This window comes from Escherichia sp. WS547, from assembly GCF_046486065.1.
GTDB lineage: Bacteria > Pseudomonadota > Gammaproteobacteria > Enterobacterales > Enterobacteriaceae > Escherichia > Escherichia coli.
Window position 1 is genome coordinate 1 of sequence record NZ_JBJQMA010000004.1, and the last position, 15,775, is coordinate 15,775.

Here is a 15,775-nt window from a genome sequence, read left to right on the forward strand (position 1 = left end):
AACGAAGTTGGATGCAAATGTCAGATCGTGTGCGCCTGTTAGGGCGCGGCTGGTAAGAGAGCCTTATAGGCGCATTTGAAAAACCTCCGGCTATGCCGGAGGATATTTATTTACTTAGTAGAGATAAACGGAACTGTACTGCCGGGAATCATGGTATCGGGTAGCTTACCGTCCCAACGCTCAGCAGTGGTGAGGGCAACAAGTCCGGGATTATCCCGCAGAGCTTCACCGCGCAGGCGGATAGCTTCTGCTTCAGCCGCACTTTTTAAACGAATAGTTTCAGCCTCTGCCGCGCCTCTTACGCGAATAGTCTCAGCTTCTGCTTTGGCTGCCGCCAGTTTACTGTCTGCTTCTGCCTGGGCCTGAGTTACCGCTATTTGCGCCTGGATTTTCTCTGTTTCCAGATTTTGCTTACGTGTGGCAATGGCGACTTCTGCTTTCATTCGATCTTCAATCGATTTTTCATAAGCGTCAGAAAAATCAATATTTTCAATCTGAACACCATCAATCACCACCGGGCCAACAACGGCTTTACGCATTGCATTTTGCAGATCCTGAACCAGTTTTGTACGATCCTGTACCGCGCTGATGGCTGTATATTGCCCGAAAACGTTCTCCAGTTGGGTTGGCAGCTGGCGGACGATCAGACGCTCTTTTAAAGATTCAATGGTGTTGTAGGTTGTATAAACTGCGCCAGCTTCTGAAGGTTTAATGTGGAAGCTGACTGATACTGTCATTTGTGCCGGTTGCTGGTCGCGGCTGTAGGCCTGTAATCCCTGATAAACCACAGCCTGATTACGCGTGGAAATTTTCTCCACGCTTTCCATAAAAGGGATCTTAAAACCCAGACCCGGCTCGGCAACTTTTACGATTTTTCCGTAGCGCAGCAAAATGCCGCGTTCACCTTCATTAACGGTGTAATACGAGAGAAATGGCAGCACAACCACGGCAAGCACGCCAATGACGATAGCAATAGATTTTTGTGGGCGAAATGAGGTTATTGAAACAGGTGCTTTCATATGAATCTTCCTTGAGTAAAGTGGGGAATATGTCACATGAGGTGAGGAGAAAATAGCCGACAGGTGAGAATTCAGAATCTATAAAGGGGTATAGCGAAAAAACATTGCATTAAAAAAGTATGTTTTCGGACATTCAATAAATAAATGGCGATATGCATCACAAATACAACAACAATCAAAATGTTGATTTTGTGATAAACATAACAAATACAAAGTTGACTTTAAAAATATCAATTTCATTTTGTTGTTATTTAAGGTTTTATTATTTTTGTTCATGGGGTTTTTCTTCTCGCGTACCCAATTGCTTTCATTAAACCGCACGAGTATTTTATTTATACCGCCTGACGGTACCCTAAAAATAAAATAAGGATAATTTATGCGGTTTATTGATTATTTCCCAAAATCATCAATCTCAGTTATACATTCAGCAAAAGACTGGCAGGAAGCTATCGATTTCTCGATGGCATCATTGCTGGATAAAAACTATATCAGCGAGAATTACATTCAGGCAATTAAAGATTCCACCATTAACAATGGCCCTTATTATACTCTCGCACCAGGTGTGGCAATGCCTCATGCGCGACCGGAATGTGGGGCGCTTAAAACCGGGATGTCTTTGACGTTACTTAAACAAGGCGTTTATTTTCCGGGGAATGACGAACCGATAAAATTACTCATCGGCCTTTCTGCTGCCGATGCCGATTCGCACATTGGCGCTATTCAGGCGTTAAGTGAATTATTGTGTGAAGAAGAAATACTCAACCAATTATTAACAGCAGCATCAGAAAAACAATTAGCGGACATAATCAGCCGCGGATAATTACTCTCTCCTCTACAGGATAATATTATGGAAAACAAGTCTGCTCGTGCAAAGGTCCAGGCTTTTGGGGGCTTTTTGACTGCAATGGTCATCCCCAATATCGGTGCTTTTATTGCCTGGGGTTTTATTACTGCATTATTTATTCCTACTGGTTGGCTGCCGAATGAACATTTCGCCAAAATTGTCGGCCCGATGATTACCTATTTATTGCCCGTGATGATTGGTTCTACTGGTGGTCATCTGGTCGGCGGTAAACGCGGGGCGGTCATGGGCGGAATAGGTACTATTGGTGTGATCGTTGGCGCAGAGATCCCGATGTTCCTTGGTTCGATGATTATGGGGCCGCTCGGTGGGCTGGTCATAAAATATGTCGATAAGGCACTGGAAAAACGCATACCTGCCGGTTTTGAGATGGTTATCAATAACTTCTCATTAGGTATCGCGGGGATGCTCCTTTGTCTGCTGGGTTTTGAAGTTATCGGCCCGGCGGTGTTAATTGCCAATACTTTCGTCAAAGAGTGTATTGAGGCGCTGGTACATGCGGGTTATCTGCCTCTGCTGTCAGTCATCAATGAACCGGCGAAAGTGCTTTTCCTCAATAATGCGATCGATCAGGGCGTCTATTATCCGCTGGGAATGCAACAGGCATCAGTTAACGGCAAATCCATCTTCTTTATGGTGGCATCCAATCCAGGGCCTGGCTTAGGACTGTTGCTGGCATTCACTCTGTTTGGTAAAGGGATGAGTAAGCGCTCTGCACCTGGTGCGATGATTATTCACTTCCTCGGCGGTATCCACGAACTGTATTTCCCGTATGTGCTGATGAAGCCACTGACCATTATTGCCATGATTGCGGGCGGTATGTCTGGCACCTGGATGTTTAACTTACTGGACGGTGGTCTGGTGGCTGGCCCAAGTCCGGGGTCTATCTTTGCTTACCTGGCGCTGACGCCGAAAGGCTCATTCCTGGCGACAATTGCTGGTGTTACGGTAGGTACCCTGGTGTCCTTTGCTATCACTTCGCTGATACTGAAGATGGAAAAAACGGTGGAAACGGAGAACGAAGATGAGTTTGCTCAGTCAGCCAATGCGGTTAAGGCGATGAAACAAGAGGGTGCATTCTCGTTAAGCCGGGTTAAGCGTATCGCCTTTGTTTGCGATGCGGGGATGGGCTCCAGCGCGATGGGCGCAACCATCTTCCGTAAACGTCTGGAAAAAGCGGGGCTGGCAATTGAAGTAAAACATTACGCGATAGAAAACGTGCCTGTGGATGCGGATATCGTTGTTACTCATGCCAGTCTGGAAGGGCGCGTGAAACGTGTGACGGATAAACCGCTGATACTGATTAATAACTATATTGGCGATCCAAAACTCGACACTTTATTTAATCAATTAACCGCCGAACATAAAAACTGATTGCCGAGGTAAAAATGAAAACCAAAGTTGCTGCTATTTATGGCAAGCGGGATGTCCGTCTGCGCGAATTTGAACTGCCAGAAATTACCGATAATGAACTGTTAGTGAGTGTAATTTCTGACAGTGTCTGTTTATCGACCTGGAAAGCGGCGTTACTCGGTAGTGAACATAAACGCGTACCCGACGATTTAGAAAATCATCCGGTCATTACCGGGCATGAATGTGCTGGGGTTATTGTCGAAGTGGGTAAAAATCTCACCGACAAATATAAAAAAGGCCAGCGTTTTGTATTGCAACCGGCGATGGGGTTACCAAGCGGATATTCAGCGGGCTACAGCTACGAATATTTTGGCGGTAACGCCACCTATATGATTATTCCCGAGATCGCCATTAACCTGGGCTGCGTATTACCGTATCACGGCTCTTATTTTGCTGCGGCGTCGCTGGCAGAGCCTATGTGCTGCATTATTGGCGCTTATCATGCCAATTATCACACCACGCAATATGTTTATGAGCATCGCATGGGCGTTAAACCTGGCGGCAATATTGCGCTGCTGGCGTGTGCAGGTCCGATGGGCATTGGCGCTATCGATTACGCCATTAACGGCGGCATACAACCGTCGCGGGTGGTGGTGGTCGATATCGACGACAAACGCCTGGCGCAGGTAGAGAAGCTGCTGCCGGTGGAACTGGCGGCCAGTAAAGGCATTGAGCTGGTGTATGTGAATACCAAAGGGATGAGCGATCCGGTACAGAAGCTGCGGGCGCTGACAGGAGATGTCGGGTTCGATGACATTTTTGTTTATGCGGCGGTGCCTGCTGTCGTTGAGATGGCTGACGAATTACTGGCGGAAGATGGCTGCCTGAACTTCTTTGCCGGGCCGACGGATAAAAACTTCAAAGTGCCGTTTAATTTCTACAACGTCCATTACAACAGCACGCACGTCGTCGGTACATCCGGCGGTTCAACGGACGATATGAAAGAGGCGATTGCGTTAAGCGCCACGGGGCAGTTGCAGCCGTCGTTTATGGTGACCCATATTGGTGGCCTGGATGCGGTGCCAGATACCGTGCTCAATCTGCCGGATATCCCCGGCGGTAAAAAACTCATTTATAACGGCGTCACCATGCCGCTCACTGCCATTGCCGATTTTGCCGAAAAAGGCAAAACCGATCCGCTGTTTAAAGAGCTGGCGCGGCTGGTTGAGGAAACGCACGGCATCTGGAATGAGCAGGCCGAGAAATATCTGCTGGCGCAATTTGGCGTTGATATCGGGGAGGCCGCGCAATGATGTCCCTGGCGTGGCCATTATTTCGCGTTACGGAACAGGCAGCGTTGGCTGCCTGGCCGCAAACCGGATGTGGCGACAAAAATAAAATTGATGGCCTGGCGGTCACCGCGATGCGCCAGGCATTAAACGACGTCGCTTTTCGTGGACGAGTGGTTATCGGCGAAGGAGAAATTGACCATGCGCCGATGCTGTGGATTGGCGAAGAGGTGGGCAAAGGCGATGGGCCAGAAGTCGATATCGCGGTTGATCCCATTGAAGGCACGCGGATGGTGGCGATGGGGCAGAGCAATGCGCTGGCGGTCATGGCTTTCGCCCCTCGAGATAGCCTGTTACATGCGCCCGATATGTATATGAAAAAGCTGGTTGTTAATCGGCTGGCGGCGGGCGCGATTGATCTGTCTTTGCCTCTGACGGACAACCTGCGCAACGTGGCGAAAGCGTTAGGCAAACCGCTGGATAAGCTGCGCATGGTTACGCTGGATAAACCGCGCCTGAGTGCCGCGATTGAGGAAGCAACACAGCTGGGCGTGAAGGTTTTTGCCCTGCCGGATGGCGATGTCGCCGCCAGCGTGCTGACCTGCTGGCAGGATAATCCTTACGATGTGATGTACACCATCGGCGGTGCGCCAGAAGGCGTGATTTCTGCCTGTGCCGTTAAAGCATTAGGCGGGGATATGCAGGCCGAGCTGATTGACTTTTGCCAGGCTAAAGGGGATTACACGGAAAATCGGCAGATTGCAGAGCAGGAGCGCAAGCGTTGCAAGGCAATGGGCGTTGACGTTAACCGTGTGTACTCGCTCGATGAACTGGTGAGGGGGAACGATATCCTCTTTAGCGCTACGGGCGTGACGGGCGGTGAGCTGGTGAACGGTATCCAACAGACGGCGAATGGGGTGCGGACGCAGACATTACTGATCGGCGGCGCGGACCAAACGTGTAATATAATAGACTCCCTGCATTGATGGTGATCTATCGGAAGACCAATGGCGACGCTGACAGAAGATGATGTGCTTGAGCAACTGGATGCACAGGACAATTTATTTTCATTTATGAAAACTGCGCATACCATTTTGCTCCAGGGGATACGCCAGTTTCTGCCGTCGCTGTTTGTCGATAACGATGAAGAGATCGTGGAATATGCAGTGAAGCCGTTACTCGCCCAAAGCGGCCCGCTTGACGATATTGATGTTGCACTGCGTTTGATTTATGCGTTGGGGAAAATGGATAAATGGTTGTACGCCGATATCACGCATTTTTCCCAGTTCTGGCATTACCTGAACGAACAGGATGAAACGCCCGGATTTGCCGATGACATGACCTGGGATTTTATCAGCAACGTCAATAGCATAACCCGCAATGCGATGCTCTATGACGCGTTAAAAGCGATGAAGTTCGCTGATTTCTCCGTCTGGTCAGAGGCGCGTTTTAGCGGAATGGTCAAAACGGCGCTGACGCTGGCAGTAACGACCACCTTAAAGGAATTAACGCCGTGAAAATTGAATTAACGGTGAATGGGCTGAAGATACAGGCACAGTACCAGAACGAAGAGATTGAAAATGTACATAAACCGTTGCTGCACATGTTGGCGGCCTTACAGACGGTAAATCCGCAGCGGCGTACGGTGGTTTTTCTTTGCGCTCCGCCGGGGACGGGTAAATCAACCCTAACCACCTTCTGGGAATATCTCGCGCAACAAGACCCGGAACTGCCCGCTATTCAGACGCTCCCGATGGATGGTTTTCACCATTACAATAGCTGGCTGGATGCGCATCAATTGCGCCCCTTCAAAGGCGCACCAGAGACATTTGACGTTGCGAAACTGACGGAAAATCTGCGCCAGGTCGTGGAAGGGGATTGTACGTGGCCGCAGTACGATCGACAAAAGCATGATCCTGTTGAAGATGCGTTGCACGTTACCGCACCACTCGTCATCGTCGAAGGAAACTGGTTGTTACTGGATGATGAAAAGTGGCTGGAGTTGGCATCTTTCTGCGATTTTTCTATTTTTATTCATGCACCTGCTCAAATTCTGCGGGAGCGCTTGATTAGTCGTAAAATTGCGGGAGGATTAACGCGGCAAGTAGCCGAAGCATTTTATGCCCGCACCGATGGCCCCAATGTCGAGCGTGTGCTGATGAATAGCCGTCAGGCCAATCTGATAGTAGAGATGACTGAAGAAGGCCGGTATCACTTCACAAGCTGACAATTTATTCCAGTTATTGTAGGGTTATTATTACGCCAGCCTGGAATAAAGCTTCCCACAAAAGGGGATAAAAGTGTGATGTGAGTCAGATAAATGTCTTCTTCGGCTGGACAAACATTCCTTTTATTCCACGTTTCGCTTATCCTAGCTGAAGCGTTTCAGTCGATTAAATGTTCGACAATTAACCAATCAGTCGCAGTTTGCGACAGGTAAGGTTTCCCCGGACGATTTGCTGGATTACTCTGTCTGGCAAATTTGCTCAGGGAAAACCTTGCAGGAGATCTATGACCGTACGCGTAGCGATAAATGGCTTCGGTCGCATCGGGCGTAATGTGGTTCGTGCTTTGTATGAATCCGGACGCCGGGCGGAAATTACCGTGGTGGCAATCAACGAACTGGCGGATGCTGCGGGCATGGCGCATTTGTTGAAATATGACACCAGCCATGGCCGTTTTGCATGGGAAGTACGACAGGAACGCGATCAACTTTTTGTTGGTGATGACGCCATCCGCGTATTGCATGAACGTTCACTGCAATCGCTCCCCTGGCGTGAACTTGGCGTTGATGTAGTCCTCGACTGCACCGGCGTATATGGCTCCCGCGAGCATGGCGAAGCGCATATTGCCGCCGGGGCCAAAAAAGTGCTCTTTTCACATCCTGGCAGTAACGATCTCGACGCGACCGTTGTTTACGGCGTCAATCAGGATCAACTTCGTGCGGAACACCGCATCGTTTCTAACGCTTCCTGTACCACGAATTGCATAATTCCCGTCATCAAATTGTTAGATGATGCGTACGGTATTGAGTCCGGCACTGTGACCACAATTCACTCCGCCATGCACGATCAACAGGTTATTGATGCATACCACCCTGACCTGCGTCGCACCCGGGCAGCCAGCCAGTCGATCATTCCGGTCGATACTAAACTGGCCGCCGGTATCACACGATTTTTTCCGCAATTTAACGATCGCTTTGAAGCGATTGCGGTACGTGTGCCAACCATAAATGTGACGGCAATCGATTTAAGCGTGACGGTGAAGAAACCTGTAAAAGCCAATGAAGTCAACCTGTTGCTGCAAAAAGCAGCACAAGGTGCATTTCATGGTATAGTTGACTATACGGAATTGCCGTTGGTCTCTGTAGATTTTAACCACGATCCGCACAGTGCCATTGTCGATGGCACCCAAACCCGGGTCAGTGGCGCACACCTGATCAAAACGTTGGTCTGGTGCGATAACGAATGGGGCTTTGCTAACCGAATGCTCGACACGACGTTAGCTATGGCTACTGTTGCTTTCAGGTAAGACGCAAGCAGCGTCTGCAAAACTTTTAGAATCAACGAGAGGATTCACCATGTCTGTAATTAAGATGACCGATCTGGATCTTGCTGGGAAACGTGTATTTATCCGTGCGGATCTGAACGTACCAGTAAAAGACGGGAAAGTAACCAGCGACGCGCGTATCCGTGCTTCTCTGCCGACCATCGAACTGGCCCTGAAACAAGGCGCAAAAGTGATGGTAACTTCCCACCTGGGTCGTCCTACCGAAGGCGAGTACAACGAAGAATTCTCTCTGCTGCCGGTTGTTAACTACCTGAAAGACAAACTGTCTAACCCGGTTCGTTTGGTTAAAGATTACCTCGACGGCGTTGACGTTGCTGAAGGTGAACTGGTTGTTCTGGAAAACGTTCGCTTCAACAAAGGCGAGAAGAAAGACGACGAAACTCTGTCCAAAAAATACGCTGCACTGTGTGACGTGTTCGTAATGGACGCATTCGGTACTGCTCACCGCGCGCAGGCTTCTACTCACGGTATCGGTAAATTTGCTGATGTTGCGTGCGCAGGTCCGCTGCTGGCAGCTGAACTGGACGCGCTGGGTAAAGCACTGAAAGAACCTGCTCGCCCGATGGTGGCTATCGTTGGTGGTTCTAAAGTATCTACCAAACTGACCGTTCTGGACTCCCTGTCTAAAATCGCTGACCAGCTGATTGTTGGTGGTGGCATCGCTAACACCTTTATCGCGGCACAAGGCCACGATGTGGGTAAATCCCTGTACGAAGCTGATCTGGTTGACGAAGCAAAACGTCTGCTGACCACCTGCAACATCCCGGTTCCGTCTGATGTTCGCGTAGCAACTGAGTTCTCTGAAACTGCACCGGCTACCCTGAAATCTGTTAACGATGTGAAAGCTGACGAGCAGATCCTGGATATCGGTGATGCTTCCGCTCAGGAACTGGCTGAAATCCTGAAGAATGCGAAAACCATTCTGTGGAACGGTCCGGTTGGCGTGTTCGAATTCCCGAACTTCCGCAAAGGTACTGAAATCGTGGCTAACGCTATCGCAGACAGCGAAGCGTTCTCCATCGCTGGCGGCGGCGACACTCTGGCAGCAATCGACCTGTTCGGCATTGCTGACAAAATCTCCTACATCTCTACTGGCGGCGGTGCATTCCTCGAATTCGTGGAAGGTAAAGCACTGCCTGCAGTAGCGATGCTCGAAGAGCGCGCTAAGAAGTAAAAAAATCACAGGGCAGGGAAACCTGCCCTTGTTGCAGCGCGCTTTTAAAGCACGCACTTTTTCATACTCTAAATAATTCGAGTTGCAGGAAGGCGACAAGAGAGTGAATCCCATGAGCTTACATAAGTAAGTGACTGAGGTGAGCGAACGCAGACGCAGCACATGCAACTTGAAGTATGACGAGTATAAGGCCCGACGATACAGGACAAGAGACATGTCTAAGATTTTTGATTTCGTAAAACCTGGCGTAATCACTGGTGATGACGTACAGAAAGTTTTCCAGGTAGCAAAAGAAAACAACTTCGCACTGCCAGCAGTAAACTGCGTCGGTACTGACTCCATCAACGCCGTGCTGGAAACCGCTGCTAAAGTTAAAGCGCCGGTTATCGTTCAGTTCTCCAACGGTGGTGCTTCCTTTATCGCTGGTAAAGGCGTGAAATCTGACGTTCCGCAGGGTGCTGCTATCCTGGGCGCGATCTCTGGTGCGCATCACGTTCACCAGATGGCTGAACATTATGGTGTTCCGGTTATCCTGCACACCGACCACTGCGCGAAGAAACTGCTGCCGTGGATCGACGGTCTGCTGGACGCGGGTGAAAAACACTTCGCAGCTACCGGCAAGCCGCTGTTCTCTTCTCACATGATCGACCTGTCTGAAGAGTCTCTGCAAGAGAACATCGAAATCTGCTCTAAATACCTGGAGCGCATGTCCAAAATCGGCATGACTCTGGAAATCGAACTGGGTTGCACCGGTGGTGAAGAAGACGGCGTGGACAACAGCCACATGGACGCTTCTGCACTGTACACCCAGCCGGAAGACGTTGATTACGCATACACCGAGCTGAGCAAAATCAGCCCGCGTTTCACCATCGCAGCGTCCTTCGGTAACGTACACGGTGTTTACAAGCCGGGTAACGTGGTTCTGACTCCGACCATCCTGCGCGACTCTCAGGAATATGTTTCTAAGAAACACAACCTGCCGCACAACAGCCTGAACTTCGTATTCCACGGTGGTTCCGGTTCTACTGCTCAGGAAATCAAAGACTCCGTAAGCTACGGCGTAGTAAAAATGAACATCGATACCGATACCCAATGGGCAACCTGGGAAGGCGTTCTGAACTACTACAAAGCAAACGAAGCTTATCTGCAGGGTCAGCTGGGTAACCCGAAAGGCGAAGATCAGCCGAACAAGAAATACTACGATCCGCGCGTATGGCTGCGTGCCGGTCAGACTTCGATGATCGCTCGTCTGGAAAAAGCATTCCAGGAACTGAACGCGATCGACGTTCTGTAAGATATTCCTTTCTGCTTATCTCAAGGCCCGCTCTGCGGGTCTTTTTTTCGCCAAAAGCAAGGTGATGCAGATGAGAAATCTGTGATCTATTTGGCAAAATTATGCTTTATTGTTTACCCTTGTCAGACTGCCCGCCATAAGGCGGCGGAGTGTATTTCTCCATTTTGAGTCAGTTGAAAAGGAATATTGAATGGAAGATTTGAATGTTGTCGATAGCATAAACGGCGCGGGAAGCTGGCTGGTGGCTAACCAGGCGCTGCTGCTAAGTTATGCAGTAAACATCGTGGCGGCACTCGCGATCATCATCGTTGGTTTGATTATCGCGCGGATGATTTCCAACGCGGTGAATCGCCTGATGATCTCCCGTAAAATCGATGCCACTGTTGCTGATTTTCTTTCTGCATTAGTCCGTTACGGTATTATCGCCTTTACGCTAATCGCTGCACTGGGCCGCGTAGGTGTACAAACCGCGTCCGTCATTGCTGTACTCGGTGCCGCAGGCTTAGCTGTTGGTCTGGCTTTGCAGGGGTCACTGTCTAACCTGGCCGCTGGCGTGTTACTTGTCATGTTCCGCCCGTTCCGTGCCGGAGAATATGTTGACCTCGGCGGCGTAGCCGGTACTGTGCTGAGTGTGCAGATTTTCTCCACCACCATGCGTACTGCAGACGGTAAAATTATCGTTATTCCGAACGGTAAAATTATTGCCGGAAATATTATTAACTTCTCCCGCGAGCCAGCTCGCCGTAACGAATTTATTATTGGCGTGGCGTATGATTCCGATATCGATCAGGTTAAGCAGATCCTGACCAATATTATCCAGTCTGAAGATCGCATTTTGAAAGATCGCGAAATGACTGTGCGCCTGAACGAACTTGGTGCATCGTCGATTAATTTCGTGGTCCGCGTCTGGAGCAACAGCGGCGATCTGCAAAACGTGTACTGGGATGTGCTGGAGCGTATTAAACGTGAATTTGATGCCGCCGGTATCAGCTTCCCGTACCCGCAAATGGATGTGAACTTTAAGCGGGTGAAAGAAGACAAAGCTGTGTAATCAACGCTGAGGCCAGATAATACTCTCTGGCCTCTCTCTTATTAGTTTTTCTGATTGCCAATTAATATTATCAATTTCCGCTAATAACAATCCCGAGATATAGTCTCTGCATCAGATACTTAATTCGGAATATCCAACGTGTTTTCTTATTACTTTCAAGGTCTTGCGCTTGGCGCAGCTATGATCCTACCGCTCGGTCCACAAAATGCTTTTGTGATGAATCAGGGCATTCGTCGTCAGTACCACATTATGATTGCCTTACTTTGCGCTATCAGCGATTTGGTCCTGATTTGCGCCGGGATTTTTGGTGGCAGCGCGTTATTGATGCAGTCGCCGTGGTTGCTGGCGCTGGTCACCTGGGGCGGCGTAGCCTTCTTGCTGTGGTATGGTTTTGGCGCTTTTAAAACAGCGATGAGCAGTAATATTGAGTTAGCCAGTGCCGAAGTCCTGAAGCAAGGCAGATGGAAAATTATCGCCACCATGCTGGCAGTGACCTGGCTGAATCCGCATGTTTACCTGGATACTTTTGTTGTACTGGGCAGCCTTGGCGGGCAACTTGATGTGGAACCAAAACGTTGGTTTGCGCTCGGGACAATTAGCGCCTCTTTCCTGTGGTTCTTTGGTCTGGCTATTCTCGCAGCCTGGCTGGCACCGCGCCTGCGCACGGCAAAATCACAACGCATTATCAATCTGGTTGTGGGATGTGTTATGTGGTTTATTGCCTTGCAGCTGGCGAGAGACGGTATTGCTCATGCACAAGCCTTGCTCAGTTAGGCGCTATCTGATGGAAAAATAAAACAGAGGCGCTAAGCTTGCCTCCAGAGGTCCTGAATTTTAGGCAAGTCAATTAACACGGAGAGACTAACGTGAAGTTCAAAGTTATCGCCCTGGCGGCATTAATGGGTATTAGCGGGATGGCAGCGCAGGCTAACGAATTGCCGGATGGACCGCATATTGTCACCTCCGGTACGGCAAGCGTGGATGCGGTGCCAGACATTGCCACTCTTGCGATTGAAGTCAACGTGGCCGCGAAGGATGCCGCTACTGCCAAGAAACAGGCGGATGAGCGCGTCGCACAATACATTTCCTTCCTTGAACTCAATCAGATCGCGAAAAAAGATATCAGCTCAGCGAACTTACGCACCCAGCCAGATTATGATTATCAGGATGGTAAAAGTATCCTGAAAGGCTACCGTGCTGTGAGAACGGTGGAAGTCACGCTCCGTCAGTTAGACAAACTGAATTCCTTGCTGGATGGCGCGCTGAAGGCGGGTCTTAACGAAATTCGTTCTGTGTCGCTGGGCGTGGCGCAGCCGGATGCCTATAAAGACAAAGCGCGTAAGGCAGCGATTGATAACGCGATTCATCAGGCGCAGGAACTTGCGAACGGCTTTCATCGTAAACTGGGGCCGGTATATAGCGTGCGCTACCATGTTTCCAACTATCAGCCCAGCCCAATGGTGCGGATGATGAAAGCCGATGCCGCGCCGGTGTCCGCCCAGGAAACTTACGAGCAGGCCGCTATTCAGTTTGATGATCAGGTCGATGTGGTCTTCCAGTTAGAACCTGTGGATCAACAACCCGCTAAAACACCTGCAGCACAATAATATTTGTAGCCCGACGTATTCGTCGGGCTAATGCCTTTACCCTATATTGCCTCCTTTTTCTGTAATTTTCTGTAAAACCATGAGGTAATCACCTATCTTTGCTCGCGGTTTCATCAAGGATAGGCTGACTGAAACGGTTAAGCGGACAAGGATGCGGGGGAGGGGGTATGGACATTTTTATTTCGAAAAAGATGCGCAATTTCATTTTATTAGCGCAAACCAATAATATTGCCCGGGCGGCAGAAAAAATCCATATGACGGCTTCGCCATTTGGTAAAAGCATTGCCGCGCTGGAAGAACAAATTGGCTATACGCTATTTACCCGCAAAGATAATAATATCAGCCTCAATAAAGCCGGACAGGAACTGTATCAAAAACTGTTCCCGGTTTATCAACGGCTTTCTGCGATTGATAATGAAATCCATAACTCAGGGCGTCGTTCACGAGAAATTGTGATTGGCATAGATAATACTTATCCGACAATTATTTTCGATCAGTTGATTAGTCTCGGAGATAAGTATGAAGGCGTGACCGCCCAGCCAGTTGAGTTCAGCGAAAATGGCGTTATCGATAATCTTTTTGACCGTCAGTTAGATTTTATTATCTCCCCACAGCATGTATCTGCACGAGTTCAGGAACTGGAAAACCTGACTATCAGTGAACTACCGCCGCTGCGATTGGGCTTTCTCGTTTCTCGCCGTTATGAAGAGCGTCAAGAGCAAGAGCTGCTTCAGGAGCTGCCCTGGCTGCAAATGCGCTTTCAGAACCGGGCCAACTTCGAAGCAATGATTGATGCGAATATGCGACCTTGTGGGATCAATCCAACCATTATTTATCGTCCCTACAGTTTTATGGCCAAAATCAGCGCCGTGGAGCGCGGACATTTTCTGACGGTGATCCCGCATTTTGCCTGGCGACTGGTGAATCCGGCAACGCTGAAATATTTTGATGCGCCGCACAGGCCGATGTATATGCAGGAATATCTTTATTCAATCAGAAATCATCGTTATACCGCCACGATGCTTCAGCATATTGCTGAAGATCGTGACGGGACGAGTCATTAACCCAGCATCGAGCCGGTTGCAATTAAATTACGGTGTAAATCGAAGACGTGGCTAAGATCGTGGTGAATATGTCCGCCGGGCGCATTTTCCAGATAGCGATGCAGATAATCCCGATACATAGGATGTGCACAATTATCAATGATAGTGCGGGCGCGTTGAAGCGGGGAAAGACCACGCAGATCGGCGATGCCTTGTTCGGTGATGATCACTTTGACGCTGTGTTCGCTGTGATCAACATGGCTGCACATTGGCACGACGGTTGAGATCTTGCCTTCTTTAGCAATCGACGGGGCCATAAAGATCGACAGATACGCGTTGCGTTCAAAATCACCGCTGCCACCGATGCCGTTCATCAGATCGACCCCGGCTACGTGCGTTGAGTTGGCATGCCCGTAAATATCAAACTCCAGGCCGACGTTCAGAGCGATGACGCCCAGACGACGGATGATTTCCGGGTTATTGGAAATCTCCTGCGGACGCAACACAATGCGGCTGGCAAAGTAATCCATATTGTCGTAAATCTTGCGCAGGGAATCGGCCGAGATTGTCAGGCTGGAGGCGCTGGCCCCGCTGATTTTTCCGGTTTCCAGTAAATGCACCACCGATTCCTGTAGCACTTCCGAATACATCATGAACGGAGGAATTTCCGGATTTTCCCCCAGACGCGCCATTACCGCATTATTGATGTTGCCCACGCCACTTTGCAGCGGCAGAAATTCCGGCGGAATACGCCCATGCGCCATTTCCTGCAACAAGAACGTGACCACGTTATCGGCAATCTGCTGGCACATGGGATTTTGCTTATCCAGCATATTACCGGCGTCGGGCAAGTTGGTTTCCACGACGGCGACAATCTTTTTCGGATCGATTTGCACATAGCGGGTACCGACGCGATCCATTGCATGGAAGATCGACACGCTATTGCGCCGCGGTGGTGCGCCAGGAATCACAATATCTGCCAGTTCTGCAACGCGCGGATCGTGATAGTGATTGAGTTCAATGATCACTTTCTTCGCCCGCAGCAGCCAGGTCGGCGCATTACCGATCCCGCTGGTTAACCAGACTCGACCATCCGGTGCCAGTGCCGATGCTTCAATGACGGCAACATCAATGTCGCCGAAGAAACCGTAATTGACCATTTGCGCCACTTCGCTCAAATGCAGGTCAACGAAACTCACAGCGCCCTGATTGATCTTTTTACGTAAACCGGACGATGTTTGATATGGCGCACGCCAGGAAACAGCATCGGCGTCAGAAAGTACATCGTCAGCGGCGGCGCTGATTGACGCCCCCGTCAGCAGGCGGATTTGATACGGCTTTTTGGCCTCATGCTGTTCGTTAGCTCTGCGGGCAATGGCGGTGGGAAGGGCTTTCGGCGAACCCGCCGGAGTAAAGCCGCTAAATGCCACCATGTCGTTATGCTGGATAATTTCTGCCGCTTCATCGGCGGTCATCCTTGTCCACTGAGTTTCCATTTTTACTCCTTCGTTCG

The 15,775-nt window shown here is 49.7% G+C and carries 15 protein-coding genes; 13 read left to right on the plus strand and 2 right to left on the minus strand.

What is annotated here, in order from left to right; all coding sequences use genetic code 11:
- Nucleotides 1–110: 110 nt before the first annotated feature.
- On the minus strand, nt 111–1,019 hold the full coding sequence (locus ACJHWK_RS05045) for a prohibitin family protein (RefSeq protein ID WP_000646928.1): 909 nt from the start codon (nt 1,017–1,019) through the stop codon (nt 111–113).
- A 376-nt stretch (nt 1,020–1,395) separates the two neighbouring features.
- Between ACJHWK_RS05045 and cmtB the strand changes: the two genes are divergently transcribed.
- The 13 genes from cmtB to srsR all read left to right on the plus strand — a co-directional run bounded on the left by cmtB (nt 1,396) and on the right by srsR (nt 14,283).
- A complete protein-coding gene (gene cmtB / locus ACJHWK_RS05050; protein ID WP_001210980.1) occupies nt 1,396–1,839 on the plus strand; it encodes a PTS mannitol transporter subunit IIA in 444 nt (147 codons plus the stop codon).
- 27 nt (nt 1,840–1,866) lie between these two features.
- On the plus strand, nt 1,867–3,255 hold the full coding sequence (cmtA, locus tag ACJHWK_RS05055) for a PTS mannitol transporter subunit IICB (protein WP_170886261.1): 1,389 nt from the start codon (nt 1,867–1,869) through the stop codon (nt 3,253–3,255).
- 14 nt (nt 3,256–3,269) lie between these two features.
- Nucleotides 3,270–4,547: a zinc-binding dehydrogenase gene (locus ACJHWK_RS05060; RefSeq protein ID WP_000853200.1), complete on the plus strand. Its 1,278-nt coding sequence runs from the start codon at nt 3,270–3,272 to the stop codon at nt 4,545–4,547.
- On the plus strand, nt 4,544–5,509 hold the full coding sequence (gene glpX / locus ACJHWK_RS05065) for a class II fructose-bisphosphatase (RefSeq protein ID WP_000987283.1): 966 nt from the start codon (nt 4,544–4,546) through the stop codon (nt 5,507–5,509). The genes ACJHWK_RS05060 and glpX overlap by 4 nt, the downstream gene beginning before the upstream one ends.
- Before the next feature lie 21 nt (nt 5,510–5,530).
- Complete coding sequence (fumE, locus tag ACJHWK_RS05070) at nt 5,531–6,040, plus strand: fumarase E (protein ID WP_000224147.1); 510 nt, start codon at nt 5,531–5,533, stop codon at nt 6,038–6,040.
- Nucleotides 6,037–6,750 carry a nucleoside/nucleotide kinase family protein gene (locus ACJHWK_RS05075; protein ID WP_000687705.1) on the plus strand — a complete coding sequence of 238 codons (714 nt, stop codon included), beginning with the start codon at nt 6,037–6,039 and terminating at the stop codon, nt 6,748–6,750. Before fumE ends, ACJHWK_RS05075 begins: the two co-directional genes overlap by 4 nt.
- Before the next feature lie 284 nt (nt 6,751–7,034).
- Nucleotides 7,035–8,054 (plus strand): erythrose-4-phosphate dehydrogenase, encoded by a 1,020-nt coding sequence (gene epd, locus ACJHWK_RS05080; RefSeq protein WP_000218480.1) that lies wholly within the window; start codon nt 7,035–7,037, stop codon nt 8,052–8,054.
- Nucleotides 8,055–8,103: 49 nt separating this feature from the next.
- Complete coding sequence (gene pgk, locus ACJHWK_RS05085) at nt 8,104–9,267, plus strand: phosphoglycerate kinase (protein WP_005018348.1); 1,164 nt, start codon at nt 8,104–8,106, stop codon at nt 9,265–9,267.
- Between the two features lie 214 nt (nt 9,268–9,481).
- Entirely contained in the window at nt 9,482–10,561 is a 1,080-nt protein-coding gene (fbaA, locus tag ACJHWK_RS05090) for a class II fructose-bisphosphate aldolase (protein ID WP_000034372.1), read from the plus strand.
- A gap of 190 nt (nt 10,562–10,751) precedes the next feature.
- Complete coding sequence (gene mscS / locus ACJHWK_RS05095) at nt 10,752–11,612, plus strand: small-conductance mechanosensitive channel MscS (RefSeq protein WP_000389813.1); 861 nt, start codon at nt 10,752–10,754, stop codon at nt 11,610–11,612.
- 138 nt (nt 11,613–11,750) lie between these two features.
- Nucleotides 11,751–12,386: an arginine exporter ArgO gene (argO, locus tag ACJHWK_RS05100; RefSeq protein ID WP_000493347.1), complete on the plus strand. Its 636-nt coding sequence runs from the start codon at nt 11,751–11,753 to the stop codon at nt 12,384–12,386.
- 92 nt (nt 12,387–12,478) lie between these two features.
- Complete coding sequence (locus ACJHWK_RS05105; protein ID WP_000669834.1) at nt 12,479–13,219, plus strand: oxidative stress defense protein; 741 nt, start codon at nt 12,479–12,481, stop codon at nt 13,217–13,219.
- A 167-nt stretch (nt 13,220–13,386) separates the two neighbouring features.
- Nucleotides 13,387–14,283, plus strand: coding sequence for a LysR family transcriptional regulator SrsR (gene srsR / locus ACJHWK_RS05110; RefSeq protein WP_000350807.1), 897 nt, complete (start codon nt 13,387–13,389; stop codon nt 14,281–14,283).
- Here the strand turns inward: srsR and scpC are convergent.
- The gene (gene scpC, locus ACJHWK_RS05115; RefSeq protein WP_000449941.1) at nt 14,280–15,758 is read right to left on the minus strand and encodes a propionyl-CoA:succinate CoA transferase; all 1,479 of its coding nucleotides are present in this window, start codon (nt 15,756–15,758) and stop codon (nt 14,280–14,282) included. The two genes, srsR and scpC, sit on opposite strands and share 4 nt — an antisense overlap.
- Between the last annotated feature and the right edge of the window lie 17 nt (nt 15,759–15,775).

Coding starts and splice junctions, on each gene's coding strand:
- ACJHWK_RS05045 (WP_000646928.1), bottom strand. CDS start 1,019: ATGAAAGCACCTGTTTCAATAACCTCATTTCGCCCACAAAAATCTATT.
- cmtB (WP_001210980.1), top strand. CDS start 1,396: ATGCGGTTTATTGATTATTTCCCAAAATCATCAATCTCAGTTATACAT.
- cmtA (WP_170886261.1), top strand. CDS start 1,867: ATGGAAAACAAGTCTGCTCGTGCAAAGGTCCAGGCTTTTGGGGGCTTT.
- ACJHWK_RS05060 (WP_000853200.1), top strand. CDS start 3,270: ATGAAAACCAAAGTTGCTGCTATTTATGGCAAGCGGGATGTCCGTCTG.
- glpX (WP_000987283.1), top strand. CDS start 4,544: ATGATGTCCCTGGCGTGGCCATTATTTCGCGTTACGGAACAGGCAGCG.
- fumE (WP_000224147.1), top strand. CDS start 5,531: ATGGCGACGCTGACAGAAGATGATGTGCTTGAGCAACTGGATGCACAG.
- epd (WP_000218480.1), top strand. CDS start 7,035: ATGACCGTACGCGTAGCGATAAATGGCTTCGGTCGCATCGGGCGTAAT.
- pgk (WP_005018348.1), top strand. CDS start 8,104: ATGTCTGTAATTAAGATGACCGATCTGGATCTTGCTGGGAAACGTGTA.
- fbaA (WP_000034372.1), top strand. CDS start 9,482: ATGTCTAAGATTTTTGATTTCGTAAAACCTGGCGTAATCACTGGTGAT.
- mscS (WP_000389813.1), top strand. CDS start 10,752: ATGGAAGATTTGAATGTTGTCGATAGCATAAACGGCGCGGGAAGCTGG.
- srsR (WP_000350807.1), top strand. CDS start 13,387: ATGGACATTTTTATTTCGAAAAAGATGCGCAATTTCATTTTATTAGCG.
- scpC (WP_000449941.1), bottom strand. CDS start 15,758: ATGGAAACTCAGTGGACAAGGATGACCGCCGATGAAGCGGCAGAAATT.